Raw genomic sequence first — 20,307 nt, 5'->3', positions numbered from 1 at the left:
GTGTTTTACGGATGCCACCATGCGCAAAGTCAGCAAACTCAGTGAAGTGGCCCGGCTCGCGGGCGTCGCGCCGATCACGGCGTCGCGCGCGATCCGCGGCGAAGGTTATGTGTCGGCCGAGACGCGCGAACGCATCCTGGCGGCGGCCGCGCAGCTGCAATACACGCCCGACCCGCTGGCGCGGCGCATGCGCGGCGACCGCAGCCGCCTGATCGGCGTGTTCGTCAACAATTACGGCCCCGTCGTGCTGCACGAGATCATCCGCTTTCTCAGCACGCATGCGCGCGCCCAGGGCTACGACCTGTTGCTGTTCAACGCCGACCGCTTCGACAGCCCGGACCGCATGGCCACCTGCGACCTGCTCGGCAAGCTGTGCGCCGGCCTGCTGCTCGTGATGCCGAGCGCGGACGACCGCTATCTCGACGCCATCGAACGCCAGCAGCTCGCGAGCGTCGTGCTCTGCTTCGACGCGCGCCCGCTCGCCGTGCCCGTCGTGGCGGCGGAAAACCGGCTGGGCGCGCGCACCGCCGTCGACCACCTGCTGGCACTGGGCCACCGCCGCATCGCCTACATCGCCGGCAATCCCGGCACCGGCCAGAGCGCCGAGCGCGAACGGGGCTACCTCGACGCGCTGGCCGCGGCCGGCATCGCGCCCGACCCCGCGCTCGTCGTCAACGGCGCGTTCGTGCAGCCGGGCGGGTATGCCGCGACCGAGCAGCTGCTCGCCCTGCCCGTCCCGCCGACCGCGATCTTCGCCGCCAACGACGAGATGGCGTTCGGCGCCATCGACGCCGTCAACAGCCGCGGCCTGAGCGTCCCCGGCGACATCTCCGTGATCGGCTACGACGACATCCCGACGTCCAGCTGCGTGTTCCCGAAACTGACGACGATGCATCAGCCGTTCGACGCCATCGCCGCGTACGCGGTGCGCGAAGTGGTCGGCATGATCGCGGGACGGTCGGCGGAACCGGCGCGCATCGCCTTCCCCGCGAAACTCGTCGTGCGCGGATCGACGGGGCCGGCGCCGCACGCGGACGTCACACCGACGACGCCGCGCCGACGCGCCCGCGCGCCGCGCGCGCCAGCCGCCGGAACATGATCAGGCTGGCCGCCGCCAGCAGCGCCCCGGACAACAGGGTCAGGCCGTAGTCATGGCCCGTCGAATCCAGCATGGGGCCGAGCAGGAAGCTCAGCGCGATGTTGGACGTGCAGAACAGGAAGCGCTTGGCGCCGTCGAACTGCAGGAAGCGGGCGCGCGGGAACAGCGCCATCGGCAGCGACGCGGCCGCCGTGTAATACGTGCCCGCCACCACGACGTGCAGCACGTAGACGACGGCAAAACTCTGCAGGTCGTGCACGGCGAGGAACCCGCCGCAGGCCACGCACAGGTACAGTCCCATCGTCCACACCGTGACGCTGGCGGCGCTGTAGCGGTCGACCATCCAGCCGATCACGGACGACAGGCCGATCGACAGCGCGTACGACGTCGCCAGCAGCTTGCCCAGCACGGCCTTGTCCATGCCCAGCGAGTCCGCGTACAGCTGCGAGAAGGTATTGAAGGGCATGAAGGTCAGCTCGGATGCCGTCAGCGCGAGGAACACGAGCAGGAAGTAGCGGTCGGACAGGCATTCGCGCCAATAGGCCCGGCCCATCGCGCGCCATGACGTCGGGCTGGCCTGCGCGCCCGCACCGTCCAGCGCCGGCGGGCCGTACTCGCCCTCCTTCAGGCGCACGCACATCAGCATGCAGGCGACGCCGAAGAACAGGCCGATGCCGAGGAAGACTTCGCGCAGGTGATGTTCGGTGAGGCGGAAGAACCACAGGTTGAACAGGATGCCCGCCACCAGGCTGACGATGCGGAATCCCGCGTAGAAGCGGCCGAGGACGCTGCGCGGCACGATGTCGTTCACGAGGCCCGCGTACAGCGCCAGGGTGACGAGCGCGACGCCCTCGAACACCGTCCAGAACACGCAGAACCACGCGAGCACGCAGGCGTCGGGGCCGGGGGACAACGTGCCCAGCAAATGGTCGGTGGCGCGGCCGAACGCCGTGCAGTTGCCCAGCGCGACGAGGACGAGCGCGGCGACGGGCGTGATCCCCACCAGGAACGGCAGGCGCCGCCCCCAGCGGCTGCGGAAGCGGTCGGAGTGGAAGCCGACGATGGGCACGAGCGCGCTGCCGAGCAGCGCCGGCAGCGCCGACACGAGCACGGCGATCATCGTGTCGCTCGCGTGGTGCTGCCGCAGCAGTTCCATCACGCCCGGGATGGCCGAGCGGTCGCGCAAGGCGATCGCGAATTCGCCGAACAGCAGCCAGAACAGGACGATGCCGAGGCCCGCCGCCGTATAGCGCAACGTGCCGACCGCGTAGGCGCTTTTGTCTTCCAACATGGACGCGTTTCCCACTAACAAGAGCTAAAGCATCGCCGCAGCTTAAGGAAACCGCAAGCTTTTTCGCGCCCTCAAAAAAAAAAGACCTGCCATCCCAGGGCAGGCCGAACACGGGCGCGGAGCTCGCGAAGGAGAGAATCAGTGGGCCAGTTTCGCCATCTCGGATGCGGCCAGCAGCACGGCGCCCACGCCGAAATGCGCGGTCGAATCGCGGTCGACCACCTGGCCGGGGATCGCGCGGTCGCCGATCGGCTGCACGTAGCCCACCTTGCCGTCCGGCTGGATCGCGGTATGCGTCAGGTAATGCCAGCCGCGCACGGCGACCGGCAGGTACGTCGTCCGGTCCAGCAGACCGTTGTTGAGACCCCACAGCATGCCGTACGTGAAGAACGCCGTGCCGCTCGTTTCCGGACCGGGCGCGTGGGCCGGGTCGATCAGGCTGCGCGTCCAGTAGCCGTCCGGACTCTGGATCGTCGCCAGCGTCTGCGCCATCGCGCGGAAGCGTTCCTCGAACATGGGGCGGTATGGGTCAGTGCGCGGCAGGTCGGTCAGCACCTTGGCCAGCGCGGCGAACACCCAGCCGTCGCCGCGCGCCCAGAAATCCTTCTTGCCGTTGACGCTCTTGTGCTGCGGGTAGACGTAGCGCGCATCGCGGTAATACAGGTGCGTGTCGGCGTCGTACATCAAGCCGTTCGCGTACTCGAAATAGGCGACCATCTTGTCGAGGTAGCGCCGGTCGCCCGTCAGCTTGTACATCTTCGTCATCACCGGCATGACCATGTACAGGCCGTCCGCCCACCACCAGTAATCGTTGCGGTCGGTGCCGATCTCGTAGCCCATCACCTCGCGCGCGCGGGCGACCCGGCGCGGGTCCTGCGGGCCGAGGCGGTACAGGTCGAGATAGGTCTGGAAGCAGACCTGCCAGTCGCCGAACAGCACGTGGTCGTCGGTCTCGCCGTAGGTGAGCTTCCAGTCCTTCTTGTCGTCCGACTTCGCGCCCTTCCAGCCGTTGTAGTCGGCCCAGCGTTCGGAGTACTGCCGGTACGCCTCGTTGTGGGTCACTTCGTAGGCCGCCATATTCCCCGTGTGGTACGCGGCCACGTTCCAGAACGCCCATTCGGTCGCCGGCGTCTTGCGCTGCCAGTAGCCGTTCACCTTGTCGATGACGGCCAGTGCCTCCGCCCGCGACGGCAGCGCCGCACGTGTTTCCTGCGCCGGTACAGCCGCATGGTTGCCGCCCATGTCCGCACAGCCGGCCAGCAGGAGCATGCCGCCGGCCAGGACGCCGGCCATCACTCGCTTGTTCAATTTGACTCCTTCAGGTTTCATGTTCGATCGTTACGGTCAGGTCGCCCGCGGCCAGCGGCTGCTGCGACGCCAGGCGGATGCGGTACAGCGTCCCGCCCCATTCGTGTGCCAGGCCCGGGTCGGCCAGCGGCAGCGGCTCGACGTCCGCGCGCAACCGGCGCGGATCGAAGCGCAGGCGCACCGTCCGGCCACCGGCCACGGGCAGCGCCACCATGCCCGGCTGCGCCGCGTCGGGCCGGCGCGGCGTCATGAAGACGAGCGCCACGGGCGCCGCGCGGGACAGCGCGAACGTCTCGCGCAGGCTCACCGTCTCCGTGTCCCGGCACAGCGCGACGCGGCGCTCCCAGGTCTCGATGCCGGCCTCGGGACCGTACGCCGGGGCCAGGTCCATCGCCATGCCGGTCTCGTCCCGTCCGTCGTCGACGCGCACCCGGGCCGCCCGGTCGCGCGCATCCCTGCCCCGCTGCATGTGGCCGCCGACGATCGGCAGGTTGTGGTAGCCCGACTGCATGGTCCAGATGGTATAGCGGTCCTTGCCGAACGTCTTCGCGGTGTACGCCTCCACGCCCGGATCGACGAACACGGGCAGGCCGTCGTGGAACACGATGAAGCTGCCCGAATCGTGGTGGCCGTGGCTGCGCGCATTCGACGCCGCCTGCACGGCAAGAAAGAAGCCCTGCGCCGAGCCGGCCTGCGCGCGGGCCGTCACCAGGCCGAGGGCGGGATACCACGCCGCGCGCTGCAGCGCGTCCTTGCCGGCCGTCGCGCGCATCCGCGCGACCTCCAGCACGTCGGCCACGTCGCGCGCTAGGCGCCCCTGGCCGGACAGGGCGATGCCGTGCGCGGGCGCGCGGAACGCGCCGAACGCGGCCAGCCCGCCGTCGCCGGTCGCCCTGCCGAAGCGGTGCAGCAGCGGCGGCGAATGGTGGACCCTGGCGTGCGCGTCGCCGTAATTCACGAACCAGTCGCCCGCCACGTGGACATCCAGCACGTAATGGCCCATGCGGCGCACGAACGGGTCGGCCGCCAGGCCCGCGCCGGGATTCGCGGCGCCGCCGAGCGCGGAGTCGAGCGCCATCAGGCAGTCCAGGTAGGGGCCGGCGGACATCGCCCAGTAGCCGGGCCCCTCTTCGCAGGCGCCGTCGTCCGAATAATCTTCCAGGAAGCGGTCGAGGCAACCGCAGATCTTGAGCGTGGCCGCGACGCGGCGCTCCGGGTCCGGCTCCAGCAGCAGGTTCGCTTCCAGCCAGCTCGATGCGATCCACGACGTCCAGTTGTTCAGCGGTTCCCGGCGTCCGTCGTGCCCGGCCGTCAGGCCCATCCACTTGAAATCGTCGCGCTGCCAGCCCGGATCGAGGATGCGCCGCTTGACTTCCGCCGCGATGCGCACCGGCAGCAGCGGCGACAGCTTGCGCAGCTGCGCGCCCACGAGGTAGTGGACGTACGCCAGCGTCACGCCCGTCTCCGCCGCGAACAGGTCGATCACGGGTTCCTGCGCATCGGGCAGGCCGACGCCGCTTTTCTGCATGCCGCTGTGCGCCGGCAGGCCCCAGAACGTTTCTTCGCACACGTGCCAGACGCCGTCCGCGATCGCGTGCAGGTAGCGCCCCTGGCCTTGCACGCACTCCGCCAGCACCAGGCCCGCCAGGCGGCTGCGGCGCTCGAAATAGCGTTGTTCGTAGCGGGTGCGGTTGCCGTTTTCGGCGAATTCGAGGAACAGGCTGGCCGGCAGCTGGGGCCACTCGGTGCCCAGCCAGGCATCGGCGCGGGCGACGAGCGACGCCGCCACGTCGGCCGGCACGCGCGCCCAGGCGGCGCGGTCGCCCGCCTGCGGATAGGGATGCCACGCGTCCGCGGGCAGCAGGTGCCGCCGGAGCAGCGCCTCGTCGACGACCGTGCGCAGGTAGCGTTTGGGCACGCGCGGCCCGAGCGCCGCACTGCCCTGCACCGTTTCCTGTCCCGCCGCCGCGTCCGGGCGCGGACCGGCCAGCAGCGCCAGCGCGCCCAGCCCGCGGGTCAGCGCATCCCTTCGATTCATGTCGTCTCCCGTATCAGGTGAGACAACGTTACCATTCGTTTTGGCAAATGACAATAGATTTTCGATCAAAACGATGGTCGAAGTGCTGGCGTGCCCCGCAAGACGATCGGGCGGCGCGGGATGGTAACGATGCCATCCCGCTGCCGCGGCGGATCGTCAGCCCCTGGGCGCCGGCCCCGTGGAATCGCGCACGACGAGGCGGGCCGGCAATTCGATCCGGAAGCCGTCGGCCCGCGCGCTGCGCATGGCATTGACCAGCTCCGCCACGGCCCGGACCGCGATCTCGTTCAGGGGTTGGCGCACGGTCGTGAGCTTCGGGTGGACGAAGGCCGCGCGGATCACGTCGTCGAAGCCGACGACGGACAGGTCGTCCGGTACCTTCTTTCCGGCGGTGGAGATCGCGTCCAGCGCGCCGAACGCCATCGCGTCGTTGGCGGCGAAGATCGCGGTCGGCGGCTGCGGCAGCGCGAGCAGCGCCTGCGTCTCCACGAAACCGCTCGCATCGTTGAAGTCGCCCTGGCGCAGGTAGGCCGGCTCGATCGCGATGCCGGCCGCGCGCAGCGCATCCTCGTAGCCGCGCTGGCGCTCCTCGCTCTGGCCCGTGAACGACGTGCCGGCGATGAAGGCGATGCGGCGGTGGCCCAGTCCGAGCAGGTGGTCCACGGCGGCGCGGGCCGCGAGGCGATTCGAACCGAGGACGACCGGCAGGTCGATCTGGCGGCCCGCGAAGCTCACCAGCACGCACGGGGCGTGGGCCCGTTCCAGCTTGACCAGCAGGCCGTCGTTCGCGTCGGGCAGCAGCAGGAGCAGGCCGTCGCACAGCTTGCGCAGCATCTCCGCAGTGCCGGCGCGGCGCGCATCGTCGAAGTGGTCGGCGTTGAACACGATGAGGTCGAAGCCGAGCCGGCGTGCCTCGTCGTTGATGACGCTGAGCAGCTCGTGCATGACGAGCGAGCGGAAGCCGTTCACGAACACGCCGATCAGGCCCGAGTTCCCGCCCCGCATCTTCTGCGCGATCATGTCCGGCGTGTAGTCCAGCTTCGCGGCCGCCGCGAGCACGCGCTCGCGCGTCTCCTTCGCGACCCGCCCGACGCCGCGCAGCGCGCGCGACGCCGTGATCAGCGACACGCCCGCTTCTTCGGCCACTTCCGTCAACGTACTTGTTTTCTGCATCCCGATTCCGATTCCCCGCCGTGGAGGCGCACGGCACCAACGTTACCTGATTGATTTCGAACAGGCAAGGCCGGGAATCGGCACGACCGCACGCCTTGGCGCGCGCCCGATCGGCGCGGCTCAGCGGGCCGCCGCAGCCGGCACCGCGCGGAAGCGGATGGCCATGCGGTTGTACGCGTTCATCAGGCCGATCGCGATGGTGAGGTCGGCCAGTTGCTGCTCGCCGAACACGGCCGCCGCCGCCGCGTAATCGGCGTCCGGCACGCCCGTCTCGGCCACGCGGGTCACGGTCTCGGCCCAGGCCAGCGCCGCCCGCTCGGTCCTGTCGAACAGGGCGCCCGCTTCGCGCCATGCGGGCACCAGCACGAGCTTGTCGACGGTGACGCCTTCCTTCAGCAGGTCGCGCGAATGCATGTCGATGCAGTAGGCGCAGCCGTTGATCTGCGATACGCGCAGATAGACGAGGTCGACGAGGACCTTGGACAGGCCGCTTTGCAGAATGTGGCCGTAGACGCCACCGAGTGCCTTCATGCCGGCCGGGGTGGCCGCGTTGTAATCCATGCGCTGCGTCATTCTATTCTCCTGTTTGACACTGAACGGCTCATGCCGCAGGCGCATCATGCGCCTTCGGGTGGCCAAAAAACAGGGCCAAGTTTGGTGATTTTTAATGTACCATCGACCATGACCTCGCTGCCCATCGGCCTCGACCGCGCCAAGAAAATCCCCCTCGCCACGCAGATCTACGCGGCCATCCGCGCCGCCATCGAATCGGGCCAGATCCCGTTCGACGCGAAGCTGCCGTCGTGGCGCGACCTGGCCGCGCAACTGGGCGTGTCGCGCGGCACCGTGCGCCTGGCGTACGAACGCCTGATCGACGAGCAGCTCGCGGCGAGCTTCGGCGCCGCCGGCACCCGCGTCACCGAGCGCCCGGCCGGGTCGCTCGCGGCCGACGGTGCCCCGTCGACCCTGCCGATGCCCGACCTCTTCCACGCCTTCGGCGCCGCGCCGCTGGCGTTCCAGATGGGCGTGCCCGCCCAGGACGCGTTCCCTTATAAACTGTGGTCGCGCATGCTGGCGCGCGCGGCCCGGCACGCGGCGGCGGCGCCCGTCGGCTATCCCGATCCGCGCGGCGATCCGGACCTGCGGCGCGAGGTCGCGGCCTACCTGGGCATCGCGCGCGGCATCCGCTGCGGGCCGGCGCAGGTATTGATCACGGCGGGCTTCGCGGGCGCGCTGGGGCTCGTGCTGCGCGCGCTCGGGCTCCACGGCCAGCGCGCCTGGTTCGAGGCCCCGGGCTTTCCGCTGACGCGCACCGCCCTCGCGCTGGGCGGCATGGCGGTGACGCCCGTCCCGGTCGACGCGGAAGGGCTGGACGTCGGCGCCGGCGTGCGCCTGGCGCCGGACGCGCGGCTGGCCGTCGTGACGCCCGGCCAGCAGGCGCCGCTCGGCACGACGATGACGCTCGCCCGGCGCCGCGCGCTGCTGGCCTGGGCCGAGGCCAGCGGCGCGTGGATCGTCGAGGACGACTACCTGAGCGAACTCCAACTGGAAGGGCGCGCGGCCCCGGCCCTCGCGTCGCTCGACCACGGCGGCCGGGTGCTGCACATCGGCACGTTCAGCAAGACGATCAGCCCCGCGCTGCGCCTGGGCTTCCTCGTCGTGCCGTCCGCACTGGCACGGCAGTTCGGCGACGTCGCCGCCTGCCTGGCGCCGGCGCCGGGCGCCCCCATCCAGCGTGCCGTCGCGGACTTTCTGCAGGAAGGCCACTACCTGCGCCACCTGCGCCGGATGAAACGCCTGTACGCGGCCCGGCGCGCAGCCCTGCTCGATTGCCTGCGCGCGGAAGCGCGCGACGTGATCGCGGTGCAGGCGACGGCCGGCATGGCCGTCGTCACGCGGCTGCCCGACGGCGTGTCGGACGTCGCGGTCGCGGCCCGCGCGCTGCTGGCCGGCATGGCACCGGTGCCGCTGTCGCCGTGGCACGTCCACGCGCCCGCTCCGCAGGGGCTGCTGCTCGGGGTGACGAACATCGATGAACGCGGTCTCGCGGCGGATTGCCGCCGGCTGGCCGACCTCGTGCGGCAATGTGAGATTGTTGCAATGAGAAAATAATATACCGCCTGGTGTTTTTAACAATTGACAAGCTGTTGTGTCTTCGGAAATACTTTTTGGCATGATAGAACTCAGCGCCATCCGCAAGACCTACCGCCTGGGCGGCAGCGACATCCACGCCCTCGACGGCATCGACCTGCACGTGGCGCAGGGTGAATTCGTCGCGATCATGGGGCCGTCCGGCTCGGGCAAGTCGACGCTGCTCAATGTGCTGGGCGGGCTGGACCGCCCCGACAGCGGCCGCTACCGTCTCGCGCAGGACGAGGTCAGCACCCTCGACGACGACGCCGCGTCCGCCGTGCGCAACCGCCGCATCGGCTTCGTGTTCCAGTCCTTCCACCTGCTGCCGCGCTTGACCGTGCTGGAAAACGTGCTGCTGCCGCAGCGCTACGCGCGCGCGCCCGACCCGCAGGCGCCGGCCCGCGCGCGGGCGCTGCTCGAACGCATCGGCCTCGGGCAACGCCTCGACCACTTGCCGGGCCAGCTGTCCGGCGGGCAGCTGCAGCGCGCCGCGATCGCGCGGGCGCTGCTCAACGAGCCCGACCTGCTGCTGGCCGACGAGCCGACCGGCAACCTGGACTCGCACAGCGCCGCCGACGTGATGGCCCTGCTGCGCGAACTGCATGCCGGCGGCCAGACGCTGGTGCTCGTCACCCACGATCCGGCCATCGCCGCGAGCGCGCAGCGCACCATCCACCTGCGCGACGGCCGCGTCGCCGCCGGCCAGCCATGAAGCCGCGCAGCGTCGCCCTGTCGTGCGCGGCCCTGGCGCTGGCGATCGGCGCCGCCACGTCGCATGCCTGGACCGCCGGCCAGCCCCCGGCCGCCGCCGCGCCCGTCCCTGCCGCCGGCACCGCGGCGCGCCCCGTGCTGCTGACCGGTGAAGTGGAAGCGGAGGATTCGCAGACCATCTTCGTGCCGCCGTCGACCAGTTCGCCTGTCGTGCTGCGCAACTTCCTCCCCGAGGGCACGCCGGTGAAGGCGGGGGACGTGGTGCTGCGGACGGAATCGGCCACCGCCGCCAATATCGACCAGCTCAGGATGGAGCAGGAACGCGCCCGCGCCAAGGCCGACAGCGAGACGGCCACGCTGGAAGTCGCGGCCGTCGAAGCCGACAAGGCGCTCGTCAGCGCGCAGGCCGCGCTGGACAAGGCGAAGGTCGACGCGGCGCTGCCGAAGCGGCAGATCGCGGCGCTCGACTACGACCGCCACCAGGCCGAACTGGACCGCGCCACGCGCGACCTCGCCATCAAGCGGGAGAGCCTCGGGAATGCCCGCGCGGCCGTCGTCCGGCGCCGGGACGACGGCGCGCTCGAAGTGCGGAAAATGCAGATCAACCAGGCGTTCCAGCTCGCCCAGGTCGCCCAGTCCGAAGTGCGGGCCACGCGCGACGGCGTCGTGGTGCACGGCTACAGTCCCTTCCGCGGCGAGCGGCTGGACGAGGGATCGTCGGCCTGGCCGGGCAATGCCGCCGGCACGGTGCTGGGCGACGGCCGGATGGTCGTCACGGCGTGGGTGCTGGAGGCGGACCGTCCCTACCTGCGCACCGGCCAGGCGGTCGGCCTGCGCTTCGACGCCCTGCCCGGCGTGGCGCTGGCCGGCACGCTGGCCGCCATCACCAGTGCGCCGGAAGCGCGCCCGCGCTGGGGCCAGGGGCGCTACTTCCGCGCCAGGATCGCGCTGCCGGACCATCACGGCCTGCCGCTGGCGGCGGGCATGAGCGTGCTCGTCGAACCGCTGGCGCCGGGTGCGGCGCCGGCCTCCGCGCAGCCGGCCAAGGCGTCTGCCGCCGGACTGACGATCGAGGGCGAGATCGCGTCGCGCCGCTCGACGCCGGTGGCGCCGCCCACCATCCCTTTCGTCTGGCAGTACAAGCTGGCGTTCCTCGCGCCGGAAGGCACGATCGTGCAGGCCGGGCAGCCCATCGCCGTGTTCGAGGCGGCCGAGGTGACGAACCGGCTGATGGCGCTGCAGGCGACGCTGCAGGAACGCGAGCGGGCGCTGGACAAGCAGCGGCTCGACCAGGCCGAGGCCGACCGCGCCGGCGCGCTGGCGCAGGCCGAGGCGCAGAGCAATGCCGACAAGGCCGAACGCAAGGCCAGCCAGCCCAAGGACCTGATCCGCCGCGTCGACTACGACAAGCTGGTGATCGAGCGCGCCGAAAAGGCCCAGCTCGCGAAGCTGATGCAGGCGCAGTACGACGCCCAGCGGCGCGCCCGCCAGGCCGAGCGCACTGGGCTGGAGTCCGACCTGGCGCAGATGCGCGGCCAGGTCGCCGACCTGGTCAAGGGTCAGGCGGCGTTGACCGTCCTGGCGCCGCGGCGGGGCATGGTGCTGCACCGGATCGGGTTGGATGGCAATAAATTCAGCATCGGCAGCCAGGTCTGGATGGGCCTGTCGGTCGCGACGCTGGCCGACCCGGACCAGTTGGGCGTCGACGCCAAGGTGCCCGAAGCGCAGGCGGCCGGCGTGCAGGTGGGCCAGGCGGCGCGCGTCACCGTGACCGGATCGCGCCAGGCGCTGGCCGCGCGCGTGACCGGCCTGGGACGCGCCTTCCACAGCAAGTCGGCGGCGCAGGCGATCGTCGTGCGCGACGTCCAGCTCGAATTCGACGCGCCGCCGAAAGACCTCAAACCCGGCGCCGCCGTCCAGGTGGACCTGCTGCCGGGCGCCGTTCGACGCGTGGCGGCCGCCGCGCCCCAGCCATGAGAGACCCGATGCCGCATCTTCACAAGAGCGCCGCCACGCTGGCGGCCGGCCTGGCCTGTGCCGCCCTGCTGTCCGGCTGCGACGCCGCGTCGTCGCCGGCCGCCGGCCCCGGCGAGACCCTGTCCGCAAGGGCGTGGACCGAGACGCTGGAAGCGGACGGCGAGATCAAGGCCGCCGCCAACACGCCGCTCGCGGTGCCCGGCAGCGGCTGGACCACCCGCGTGCTGGTGGACATGGTGGCGGACGGCAGCAGCGTCACGAAAGGCCAGGTGGTGGCCCGCTTCGATGCCCCGCAGGCGCGCGCGGAGCTGGCGCAGGCCGACGTCGAACTGCTGCGCAAGACGCTGGCCGAGGAAGCCAATCGCCAGAACGCGGCCGTCGAACGGGGGGTCCTCGCCGGCGACCGCGCCAAGGTCGAGGACGACCTGGGCCTCTCCCGGCGCTATGCCGACGTCGACCTCTCCGTCTTTGCCCGCAACACGATCCTCGATGCGCTGGCCGACGTCGGCTTCCTCACCAAGAAGCGCACCTACCTGGAATGGAAGGGCGGCCAGGTCCAGGCCCGCAGCGCCGCGCAGGACGCCGTGCTGCACTCGCAGCGCGACAGCGTCATGCAGAACGCCACGCTGCAGCGCCAGAGCCTGGAATCGCTGGAACTCGTGGCGCCGCACGACGGCGTGTTCCTGCTGGCCGCGCGCTGGGATGGCGCCAAGCCCCAGGTCGGCGCGAGCCAGATGGCCGGCGAGCCGTTCGGCGCCCTGCCCGACTTCGACCAGCTCGTGGCCCACTTCAGCGTGGCCGAGGGCCAGGCGTACGGCCTGAAGCCGGGCCTGCCCGTGCGGGTGCGACTGGCCGGCACCGGATCGGCGCTCGACCTGAAGGTGACGCGGGTCGGCAACAGCGCCAGCCCCATCTCGCCCGAGTCGCCGGTCAAGTACAGCGATTTCGACGCCGCCATCGACACCGAGCAGGCCCGGAAGCTCGGCCTGAAGCCGGGCCAGGCGCTGCACGGCACGGTGCGCCTGGTGGCGAAGGCGGCGGCGCTGACGGTGCCGAACATCGCGCTGGTGCAGGACGGCGCCGCCTACGCCGTGTACACGGTCGACGCGGGCCGGCCGGTGAAGCACGCCGTCGAACTGGGCCTGCGCGGCCCGGTGCGCAGCGAAATCAGGAGCGGCCTCGCGCCCGGCGCGCGCGTCCTGCTGCTGCCTCCCAAGGACAAGACTACATGAATCGCGCATTGATACTGGAAGCCGTCGCCGAGCTGCGGCGGCGCAAACTGCGCACCGGCCTCACGCTGCTGGGCATGATCTTCGGCGTCGGCGCCATCGTCGCCATGCTGGCCGTGGGCGAAGGCAGCAGGCGCGAGGCGCTGCGGCTCGTGGCCGAACTGGGACTGGACAATGTGCTGGTCGAGAGCAAGGGCATCGACGCCGAGCACTTGAAGGACGTCCGCACCCGCTCGCTCGGACTGTCGGCCGAGGACGGCGTGGCGGCGCTGTCCGTCGTGCCGGGCGCCCGCTCGGTGGCGCTGAAAAAGGAAATCAAGGTCGACCAGCTGATCGTCGGCGCCCGCGTCGTGAGCGGACAGGCCTTCGCCGTGTCGCCGGGCTACGCCGAACACGGCGGCCTGCGGCTGGCGACGGGTCGCTGGCTCACCCCGGCCGACGGCGCCACGCTGGCCCCCGTCTGCGTGCTGGGCGCGCGCCTCGCGCACACGCTGTTCGGCGCCGCGCCGGCCGTCGGCCAGCGGGTCAAGGTCAACCACGTGTGGCTGCAGGTGGTGGGCGTGCTGGCCGACCGCACGCCCGGCAAATCCGAGTTCGAAGGCGTGAGGCTGGGGCTGGACGACGAACGCCTGTTCGTGCCGTGGGAAACGGGCCGCGCCCGGTTCGCCTTCCGCCGCATCGACGACGAGGTGGACGGCCTCAGCGTGCGCCTGGACGGCAAGGTGGCGCCGGACGCCGCGGCGCGCGTGCTGCAGGCGCTGATCAGCCAGCGCCACGGCGGCGTCGACGACACCAACCTCATCGTGCCGATGGGCCTGTACCGCCAGAACCAGCAGACGCAGCGCATCTTCACCATCGTCATGAGTTCGATCGCGGCCGTGTCGCTGCTGGTGGGCGGCATCGGCATCATGAACATCATGCTGGCCAACGTGCTGGAGCGGCGCCGCGAAGTCGGCCTGAAACGGGCGCTGGGCGCGCGCCGCCGCGACGTGGTGGAGCAGTTCCTCGCCGAAGCGCTCGTGATCGCCGTCAGCGGCGCCGCGCTGGGCCTTGTGCTGGGGGCCGTGGCGGCCTACAGCATCGCGGCGCTGGCCGGGTGGTCGGTCGCGTGGTCGCCCGCGAGCCTGCTGCTGGCCGTGCTGGCGTGCGTGGCGGTGGGGCTCGGATTCGGCGTGTATCCCGCGCGCCAGGCGGCGGCGCTGGACCCGATCGCGGCGCTGCGCAGCGACGGCTAGCCACGAAATCAAGGGCAATATCGACGTGGGCGCGGCGAAGGCCATCGACAACGGCAGCGTGCCGACACCGGATGGCACGCCGACGGCGCGCACGCTTGATCGATCAATTTATAGGACTACGAAAGGACAAGGATGTTCATCACTCTGACCAGAATGAGTACGAAAGTTGCGTGCGCCGCGGTGCTGAGCTTGGCCCTGACCGGTTCCGCGCTGGCTGCCCCCGCGCTGCATGACAAGAGCGCAACCCTGCAGTGCGCCGACCGGCGTGTCACCGTCGAGGGCACATGTTTCCAACATATCGGTCCCATCATGATGTGCACGCAGCAGGCGATTCGATTTTTCGATGCCGCCGGCAAACCGCTGGGTGCGCGGATATTCCAAGCAACGCCGACGAAAGGCGTTCCCTATCCTACTGTCGAGGAGCAGTTTGGTGAACTCACCTGCGTCGAAACGAAAGCGAAGGACAAATTCGTCGTCGCCACGATGGACAACGGCGGGAATTGCGAGCGGTGCGAATGGATCGACGTGTACTCGTTGGACGGCAAACTCGTGGGTAGCACCCGCGACAACAAAACCAAGAGCCGGAACATGAATGCCAGAATGGACGCCGCAATTGGCGCGGCGTACGGCGAACACGCCAAGCACATCCTCAGCCGCCAGCCATTGACGGACTTTTACGAAAATACCGGCGCTAACTAATCGCGATCGACGACAACGTCCTTCATTCCCGCAAAGGCGCAGCCTAACCTGTGGTTTCCGTCATCATCTATCGCCCCATGGAAATCAGGTCCACGACGGCAAGACGATGTATGGACACATCGAAATCAAGACCGAGGACGGCGACGTCAGCGACTACTTCACCCGCCACCCGACCTATCGGACCAATGAACTGACGATGGTGTCGCCGGTCGGCAGGACTATTCCGGTCCGCTACAAGATCACCTGGATTTGGTTCGAGGAATAACATGAAACTTTACGCATTACTTCCGGCAATCGGCCTCGTCCTTGCCTCCGCCACTGCATGCTCACAGGCGCTACCTGCATCATCGTCGAGTTATGTCTGTCCGGTTAAAAACATCGCCACGAAAAAAGTCACGCGAGAGATGGGAGTGGATGTCCTCAATGCGCTCAACAAGGCGTTCGATGCCGCACTGGGATCGAACGCCAAGCACGTCGACCAGCGCAAGATCGTCAACAAATTGGCCGCGACACGCGTGGACGAGGCGAAGATGATGGCGCTGGCCGAAGTGTCGGGTTGCGCGGCCCTGATCGATGTGGATTCGTCGTGCGCGCTGTACTACGACCCCGAACTGGGCGATCCGCTGTCCGTGTTCATGGGCATGAAAAAGTCCGCGCCCCTGCGCAAGCAGTTCGAAGAGGCCGTCGCACACGTGCCCGACCTGGAACAACGACGCGCGGCTCAGACTTGCATCAAGCTGGTCGGCAAGCGATGAACCGGCCACCCATCCGGGTCGACGGCACAACCTCACATGGCGGCAGCGTAGTCGAAGGCAGCGAGAACATGATTATCGACGCCAAGCCGACCGCGCGCGATGGCGACTCAGGACCATTACCTCATCAAATAACATCATGAACAGCACCAACACCTGCCGCCTCGCGCCGTCGCTGTGTACCTGCGCCCTGGCGGCCTGCATCGACTAGCACCCCGCACCGGATTTCCGGACTCAATCCATGTGAAACACCGACTCCATCATCGCCCAGTGCTCGCCTTCGGCCCGGCTCGCGAGCGGCACCTGGCACGGGCTGCAGAACGTCCACCAGCGCTGCGTTTCCGGATCCGCCGCGATGCGGCCCATGTCGGCATTGAAGTCCGCGCCATGGTATTCCCAACACCCGAACAACAGGTTCTCCGGCTCGCGCAGGAAGATCGTGTAGTTGCGCACGTTCGCCTCGCTCAGCCGGGCCAGCACCTGCGGCCAGACGGCGGCGTGCAGCGCCTTGTATTCCGCGATCTTTTCCGGCGCGATGCCGATCACCATTCCCATTCTCTGCATATCACTCCTCCTCAATCGATACGGTAAAAACGCCGGGCGTTCAGCCCGAACACGGCGTGCCGGTCCGGCTCGTCCAGGCCGTCCAGCAGCGCTGCGCAGGCGGCGATCCAGCCCGCGTAATCGGCCGCCAGGTTCAGCACGGGCCAGTCGCTGCCCCAGATCAGCCGCTGCGGGCCGAAGCTCGCGAGCAGGTGCGCCACGTACGGCCGCAGGCGGTCGACATCCCAGCCGGGGCCCGCCTCGGTGACGAGCCCGGACAGCTTGCAATACACGTGCGGCATGGCGGCAAGGCGCGCGATGTCGCCGCGCCACGGTTCCATCACGCCGTGCACGATCAGCGGCTTGGCGCCGTGGTCGATCACGATGGGCAGATCCGGATGGCGCGCCGCGAACGCGGACAAGGCGGGCAGGTGGCGCGGCAGGACCAGCGCGTCGAAGCTGAGGCGATGGCGCTGCATGGCCGCCACGGCCGGCGCCAGCGCCGCGTCGGCGATCCAGTCGTCGTCCTCCAGGTCCTGCAGCATGGGTCGCAAGCCCTTGAGCATCGGGTCGGCCGCGAGCGCGGCGATCCGCGCCGCCGCGCCGGGCGCCTTCATGTCGACCCAGCCGACCACGCCGCCGATGAACGGATGCTGGCGCGCGAGGTCGAGCATGAAGCGCGTGTCGTCCTCGTTGGGCATCGATTGCACGAGCACCGTCCGCGCGACGCCGTGGCGGTCGAGCAGGTGCGCCAGGTCGTCCGGCAGGAAGTCGCGGTAGATGGCGGAAAGCCCGGGCGGCGGCCACGCGCCGTCGCGGTCGGCCAGCCGCCAGAAGTGCTGGTGGGCGTCGACGAGCATCACATGCCCTCCCGCGCCGGCCCGTGCGTCAGCCGGGGTGCGCCTTCATTTCGCGGACGCGGATCGCCTGCAGCAGGGTGCTGCGCGCCGAATTCAGGTGGATGCGCATCGCCTCGCGCGCGGCCATGACGTCGCGCCGCGCCAGCGCCCGCAGGATGTCCAGGTGTTCGTGCACGGCGTACTCGTTGCGCACCATTTCCTGCGACTTGTCCCATTGATAGTGGTAGTGGAACACCAGCGACACGAGGTCGAAGAAGCCTTGCGCGAAGCGATTGTTCAACTGCCCCATCAGGAAGGTGTGGAAGTCGCGGTCGAGCGCCGGGAAGTCCTTGTGATGCGTGGGCATGACGGAACCCAGCTGCTCGTGCCGCGCGATCAGCTGACCCAGCTCCCGGAACGCCGGATCGTCCGGCGGCAGCGCGATGAAGCGGTCGATGGCGGCGAACTCGAACATCTGGCGCACGTCGGCCAGCTCCATCGCGAACGAGCGGTCGAACGCGCACAGGCGCCAGCCGCCGCGCGGCTTCTTCTCGATCAGGCCCGAATGCGAAAAGCCGATCAGGAATTCGCGCACGCTGATCGTGCTCGTGCCGGCCGCGCGCGCCAGTTCCGTTTCCGAGAACTCCGCCCCGGGCGGCAGGTCGCTGCGATAGATCCGCTCCATCAGCACGTCGCGGATGCGGTCGGCGCCCGTCCGCAGTTCGTCCAGCTCGAAGTAATCCCCGCGCAGCGGCTTGCGCAGCAGGCGGCGTTCCTTCAGGTCGCTGATCAGGCCGCACTCGCGGAAATGCGCCAGCGCGCTGCGGATCGCCGTGCGGCTGCCCTCGCCCAGTTCGGCCATGTGCTGCTCGGTCGGCAGCGCGTCGCCGACCGCCACATGGTCGGCAATATACTGCAGCAGCAGGTTCGCACTGCGCTTGAAGATGGTGGGAGGTCGGGCCATGAAGTCCGGGATCCAGTCCATATGGACAATCCGTCATTCTACCGGATCTGCGCGTCATTGCGGAAGGCCGCATCGTCACACCTCGACGATGGCCTTGATCACGCCGCTGGCCGGATCCATCCACCGCGGCAGCGCGTCGATGAATTCGTCCAGCGTGGCGCGGTGGGTGTTCATCGCCCGCGTCGGCACCAGGCCCGCCTTCATCGCCGCGAGCACGGCGCGGAAGTCGTCCACGGTCGCGTTGCGGCTGCCGAGCAGCGTCGTTTCGCGCTTGTGGAACTCGGGGTCGGCGAACGAGAGCCGCTCCGGCACGATCGATACGAGGACGTACGTGCCGCCGTGCGCGACGAAGTCCAGGCCCCGCTCCATCGCCTTGATGTTGCCGGTGGCGTCGAACACCGCGTCGAAGAAATCGCCGCCGGTGATGGCCGCGAGCTGCTCGCGGTCGCCCTCGCCCGCCGTCACGGCATGCGCGACGCGCAGCACGTCCGTGCAGAAACCGAGGCGGTCGGCGCGCGCGTCGAGCACGGTGACCTCGGCGCCCGCGAGGGCGGAGAACAGCGCGACCGCCACGCCGATCGGTCCCGCCCCGACCACCAGTACGCGCTGCCCGGCCGCCACGGCCCCGCGGCGCACCGCGTGCATGCCGATGGCGAGGAACTCCAGCATGGCGGCATCGTCCAGCGAGATGCCTTCGGTCTTGAGCACGAAGGCGGCGGGCACCGCGAGGTATTCGGCCATGCCGCCGTCGCGGTGCACGCCCAGTACCTGGATCCGCGTGCAGCAATTCGTCTTGCCCTTGCGGCACGCGACGCAATCGCCGCACGACAGGTAGGGCATTACGAACACGCCGTCGCCAGGCAGGAGGCCGGAGCCGGCGGGCGCCGTCACCACTTCGCCGGACAATTCATGGCCCATCACGCGCGGGTATGCCAGGTACGGCTGGGTGCCGCGGAAGATGTGCATGTCCGTCCCGCACACGCCGATGCGCCGCACGCGCAGCAGCACGTCGCCGGCCGCGGCCGTCGGGACCGGTCCGCGCCGCAGGCGCAGTTCGCCGGGTCCCTCGCACACGATGCTTTTCATCTGGTTCATCGTTTCGCCTTTCGAAATGTATTCTATAAATTTAAGACAATCAAGGGCGAAACGCGACGCCGTCGCATCCCGCCCCGGGCGTTCAGGCCAGGCAGGACGCGTCGATATCGCGCACGGATTGCACGCCGGTGAGCACCATGCTGGTCCGGATGTCCTTTTCCAGGATGGCGAGCAGGTTGCGCACGCCGGCCGCGCCGCTCGTCGCGAGCGCGTACACGAAGGCGCGCCCGATCAACACGCCGTCCGCGCCGAGCGCCAGCAGGCGCACGACGTCGAGGCCCGTGCGCACGCCGGAGTCGGCGAAGATGGTCAGGTCGCCCTTGACCGCCTGCGCGATGGCCGGCAGCGCCTTCGCGGTGGACAGCGCGCCGTCCAGTTGGCGGCCGCCGTGGTTGGAGACGATGATGCCGTCCGCGCCGAACGATTTCGCATCGCGCGCATCGTCGGCGTCGAGGATCCCCTTGATGACCATGGGCCCCTGCCACTCGTCGCGGATCCACTGCAGGTCACTCCAGCTGATGCCCGGATCGAAGTTGGCGGCCAGCCAGCCGATGTAGTCCGCGAGCCCGGTCGGATTGCCGCGGTAGGTCGAGATGTTGCCCAGGTCGTGGGGCTTGCCGAGCAGGCCGACGTCCAGCGCCCAGCGCGGATGCGCCATCGCCTGCAGCACGCGGCGCAGCGGGCCGTGGCGGCCGCTCATGCCGGCATGGGCGTCGCGGTAGCGCGCGCCGGGCACCGGCATGTCGACGGTGAACACCAGCGTGTCGATGCCCAGCTCGCGCGCGCGGCGCAGGTAGTCGCGCATGAAGCCGCGGTCCTTGAGGACGTACAGCTGGCACCAGATCGGTTGCGCCGACTGCGTCGCCACTTCCTGCAGCGGGCACACGGACACGGTCGACTGGATGAACGGGATGTGGCGTTCCGCCGCCACGCGGGCCGCCTGCACTTCGCCGCGGCGCGCATACATGCCGGCGAGGCCGATCGGGGCCAGCGCCAGCGGCAGGCCGTGCTTCACCCCGAACCACTCGGTCGACAGGTCCAGCGTTTCCGATCCCTTGAGCACGCGCTGGCGCAGGGCGACGCGCTGCAGGTCGTCGACGTTGGCGCGCAGCGTCGTCTCGGTGCCGGAGCCGCCGTCGAGATAATGGAACAGGAACGGCGGCAGCTTGCGGCGCGCGGCTTCGCGGTAATCGGTGGCGGAAGAAATGATCATCGTGCGGG

The 20,307-nt window shown here is 69.6% G+C and carries 19 protein-coding genes; 9 read left to right on the top strand and 10 right to left on the bottom strand.

From position 1 onward, the window contains the following. The first annotated feature begins 19 nt into the window (after positions 1 to 19). On the top strand, positions 20 to 1,099 hold the full coding sequence (locus U9J41_RS20010) for a LacI family DNA-binding transcriptional regulator (protein WP_322403920.1): 1,080 nt from the start codon (positions 20 to 22) through the stop codon (positions 1,097 to 1,099). On the opposite strand, the gene U9J41_RS20005 is transcribed toward U9J41_RS20010, so the two are convergent. From U9J41_RS20005 to U9J41_RS19985, 5 genes are all read right to left on the bottom strand, one after another. Continuing rightward, positions 1,038 to 2,390, bottom strand: coding sequence for an MFS transporter (locus tag U9J41_RS20005; RefSeq protein ID WP_322403919.1), 1,353 nt, complete (start codon positions 2,388 to 2,390; stop codon positions 1,038 to 1,040). The genes U9J41_RS20010 and U9J41_RS20005 overlap by 62 nt on opposite strands. Positions 2,391 to 2,528: 138 nt before the next feature. Then, complete coding sequence (locus U9J41_RS20000) at positions 2,529 to 3,719, bottom strand: glycoside hydrolase family 88/105 protein (RefSeq protein WP_322403918.1); 1,191 nt, start codon at positions 3,717 to 3,719, stop codon at positions 2,529 to 2,531. Then, positions 3,709 to 5,736 (bottom strand): heparinase II/III domain-containing protein, encoded by a 2,028-nt coding sequence (locus tag U9J41_RS19995; RefSeq protein ID WP_322403917.1) that lies wholly within the window; start codon positions 5,734 to 5,736, stop codon positions 3,709 to 3,711. The genes U9J41_RS20000 and U9J41_RS19995 overlap by 11 nt, the downstream gene beginning before the upstream one ends. A gap of 156 nt (positions 5,737 to 5,892) precedes the next feature. Beyond that, positions 5,893 to 6,909, bottom strand: coding sequence for a LacI family DNA-binding transcriptional regulator (locus tag U9J41_RS19990; RefSeq protein WP_322403916.1), 1,017 nt, complete (start codon positions 6,907 to 6,909; stop codon positions 5,893 to 5,895). Between the two features lie 120 nt (positions 6,910 to 7,029). Next, positions 7,030 to 7,482, bottom strand: coding sequence for a carboxymuconolactone decarboxylase family protein (locus U9J41_RS19985; RefSeq protein ID WP_322403915.1), 453 nt, complete (start codon positions 7,480 to 7,482; stop codon positions 7,030 to 7,032). A gap of 108 nt (positions 7,483 to 7,590) precedes the next feature. Here U9J41_RS19985 and pdxR point away from each other — a divergent pair, with 108 nt between their 5' ends. From pdxR to U9J41_RS19945, 8 genes are all read left to right on the top strand, one after another. After that, on the top strand, positions 7,591 to 9,021 hold the full coding sequence (gene pdxR, locus U9J41_RS19980; protein WP_322403914.1) for a MocR-like pyridoxine biosynthesis transcription factor PdxR: 1,431 nt from the start codon (positions 7,591 to 7,593) through the stop codon (positions 9,019 to 9,021). Positions 9,022 to 9,082: 61 nt separating this feature from the next. Beyond that, positions 9,083 to 9,754, top strand: coding sequence for an ABC transporter ATP-binding protein (locus U9J41_RS19975; RefSeq protein WP_322403913.1), 672 nt, complete (start codon positions 9,083 to 9,085; stop codon positions 9,752 to 9,754). Beyond that, positions 9,751 to 11,730 (top strand): HlyD family secretion protein, encoded by a 1,980-nt coding sequence (locus U9J41_RS19970; protein ID WP_322403912.1) that lies wholly within the window; start codon positions 9,751 to 9,753, stop codon positions 11,728 to 11,730. The genes U9J41_RS19975 and U9J41_RS19970 overlap by 4 nt, the downstream gene beginning before the upstream one ends. A gap of 8 nt (positions 11,731 to 11,738) precedes the next feature. Then, positions 11,739 to 12,962 (top strand): efflux RND transporter periplasmic adaptor subunit, encoded by a 1,224-nt coding sequence (locus U9J41_RS19965; protein WP_322403911.1) that lies wholly within the window; start codon positions 11,739 to 11,741, stop codon positions 12,960 to 12,962. Then, complete coding sequence (locus U9J41_RS19960) at positions 12,959 to 14,194, top strand: ABC transporter permease (RefSeq protein WP_322403910.1); 1,236 nt, start codon at positions 12,959 to 12,961, stop codon at positions 14,192 to 14,194. The genes U9J41_RS19965 and U9J41_RS19960 overlap by 4 nt, the downstream gene beginning before the upstream one ends. A gap of 132 nt (positions 14,195 to 14,326) precedes the next feature. After that, positions 14,327 to 14,893 (top strand): hypothetical protein, encoded by a 567-nt coding sequence (locus U9J41_RS19955; RefSeq protein ID WP_322403909.1) that lies wholly within the window; start codon positions 14,327 to 14,329, stop codon positions 14,891 to 14,893. Between the two features lie 106 nt (positions 14,894 to 14,999). Next, positions 15,000 to 15,158: a hypothetical protein gene (locus U9J41_RS19950; RefSeq protein WP_322403908.1), complete on the top strand. Its 159-nt coding sequence runs from the start codon at positions 15,000 to 15,002 to the stop codon at positions 15,156 to 15,158. Position 15,159: 1 nt separating this feature from the next. Continuing rightward, positions 15,160 to 15,648, top strand: a complete 489-nt coding sequence (locus U9J41_RS19945; protein ID WP_322403907.1) for a hypothetical protein — start codon at positions 15,160 to 15,162, stop codon at positions 15,646 to 15,648. Between the two features lie 231 nt (positions 15,649 to 15,879). Here U9J41_RS19945 and U9J41_RS19940 read toward each other — a convergent pair whose 3' ends face one another. The 5 genes from U9J41_RS19940 to lldD form a co-directional block, all read right to left on the bottom strand. Beyond that, complete coding sequence (locus U9J41_RS19940; protein WP_322403906.1) at positions 15,880 to 16,209, bottom strand: L-rhamnose mutarotase; 330 nt, start codon at positions 16,207 to 16,209, stop codon at positions 15,880 to 15,882. 11 nt (positions 16,210 to 16,220) lie between these two features. Beyond that, on the bottom strand, positions 16,221 to 17,048 hold the full coding sequence (locus tag U9J41_RS19935; RefSeq protein WP_322403983.1) for an amidohydrolase family protein: 828 nt from the start codon (positions 17,046 to 17,048) through the stop codon (positions 16,221 to 16,223). A 28-nt stretch (positions 17,049 to 17,076) separates the two neighbouring features. Further along, complete coding sequence (locus tag U9J41_RS19930) at positions 17,077 to 17,991, bottom strand: GntR family transcriptional regulator (protein WP_322403905.1); 915 nt, start codon at positions 17,989 to 17,991, stop codon at positions 17,077 to 17,079. A 75-nt stretch (positions 17,992 to 18,066) separates the two neighbouring features. Next, positions 18,067 to 19,077, bottom strand: a complete 1,011-nt coding sequence (locus U9J41_RS19925) for a zinc-binding alcohol dehydrogenase family protein (RefSeq protein WP_322403982.1) — start codon at positions 19,075 to 19,077, stop codon at positions 18,067 to 18,069. A gap of 91 nt (positions 19,078 to 19,168) precedes the next feature. Next, positions 19,169 to 20,299: an FMN-dependent L-lactate dehydrogenase LldD gene (gene lldD, locus U9J41_RS19920; protein WP_322403904.1), complete on the bottom strand. Its 1,131-nt coding sequence runs from the start codon at positions 20,297 to 20,299 to the stop codon at positions 19,169 to 19,171. Positions 20,300 to 20,307: the final 8 nt, after the last annotated feature.

The sequence above is a fragment of the Massilia luteola genome, assembly GCF_034420155.1.
Lineage (GTDB): Bacteria > Pseudomonadota > Gammaproteobacteria > Burkholderiales > Burkholderiaceae_D > Telluria > Telluria luteola.
This window is presented reverse-complemented; position numbering and strand designations above follow the sequence as displayed.

Excerpts from the sequence above, each read along its gene's own strand:
- U9J41_RS19925 (WP_322403982.1), bottom strand. The coding sequence starts at position 19,077 with ATGAAAAGCATCGTGTGCGAGGGACCCGGCGAACTGCGCCTGCGGCGC.
- U9J41_RS19965 (WP_322403911.1), top strand. The coding sequence starts at position 11,739 with ATGCCGCATCTTCACAAGAGCGCCGCCACGCTGGCGGCCGGCCTGGCC.
- U9J41_RS20010 (WP_322403920.1), top strand. The coding sequence starts at position 20 with ATGCGCAAAGTCAGCAAACTCAGTGAAGTGGCCCGGCTCGCGGGCGTC.
- U9J41_RS19960 (WP_322403910.1), top strand. The coding sequence starts at position 12,959 with ATGAATCGCGCATTGATACTGGAAGCCGTCGCCGAGCTGCGGCGGCGC.
- U9J41_RS20005 (WP_322403919.1), bottom strand. The coding sequence starts at position 2,390 with ATGTTGGAAGACAAAAGCGCCTACGCGGTCGGCACGTTGCGCTATACG.
- U9J41_RS19940 (WP_322403906.1), bottom strand. The coding sequence starts at position 16,209 with ATGCAGAGAATGGGAATGGTGATCGGCATCGCGCCGGAAAAGATCGCG.
- U9J41_RS19955 (WP_322403909.1), top strand. The coding sequence starts at position 14,327 with ATGTTCATCACTCTGACCAGAATGAGTACGAAAGTTGCGTGCGCCGCG.
- U9J41_RS19970 (WP_322403912.1), top strand. The coding sequence starts at position 9,751 with ATGAAGCCGCGCAGCGTCGCCCTGTCGTGCGCGGCCCTGGCGCTGGCG.
- U9J41_RS19975 (WP_322403913.1), top strand. The coding sequence starts at position 9,083 with ATGATAGAACTCAGCGCCATCCGCAAGACCTACCGCCTGGGCGGCAGC.
- U9J41_RS19935 (WP_322403983.1), bottom strand. The coding sequence starts at position 17,048 with ATGCTCGTCGACGCCCACCAGCACTTCTGGCGGCTGGCCGACCGCGAC.
- U9J41_RS19950 (WP_322403908.1), top strand. The coding sequence starts at position 15,000 with ATGTATGGACACATCGAAATCAAGACCGAGGACGGCGACGTCAGCGAC.
- U9J41_RS19930 (WP_322403905.1), bottom strand. The coding sequence starts at position 17,991 with ATGGCCCGACCTCCCACCATCTTCAAGCGCAGTGCGAACCTGCTGCTG.
- pdxR (WP_322403914.1), top strand. The coding sequence starts at position 7,591 with ATGACCTCGCTGCCCATCGGCCTCGACCGCGCCAAGAAAATCCCCCTC.
- U9J41_RS19985 (WP_322403915.1), bottom strand. The coding sequence starts at position 7,482 with ATGACGCAGCGCATGGATTACAACGCGGCCACCCCGGCCGGCATGAAG.
- U9J41_RS19995 (WP_322403917.1), bottom strand. The coding sequence starts at position 5,736 with ATGAATCGAAGGGATGCGCTGACCCGCGGGCTGGGCGCGCTGGCGCTG.
- U9J41_RS19945 (WP_322403907.1), top strand. The coding sequence starts at position 15,160 with ATGAAACTTTACGCATTACTTCCGGCAATCGGCCTCGTCCTTGCCTCC.
- lldD (WP_322403904.1), bottom strand. The coding sequence starts at position 20,299 with ATGATCATTTCTTCCGCCACCGATTACCGCGAAGCCGCGCGCCGCAAG.
- U9J41_RS19990 (WP_322403916.1), bottom strand. The coding sequence starts at position 6,909 with ATGCAGAAAACAAGTACGTTGACGGAAGTGGCCGAAGAAGCGGGCGTG.
- U9J41_RS20000 (WP_322403918.1), bottom strand. The coding sequence starts at position 3,719 with ATGAAACCTGAAGGAGTCAAATTGAACAAGCGAGTGATGGCCGGCGTC.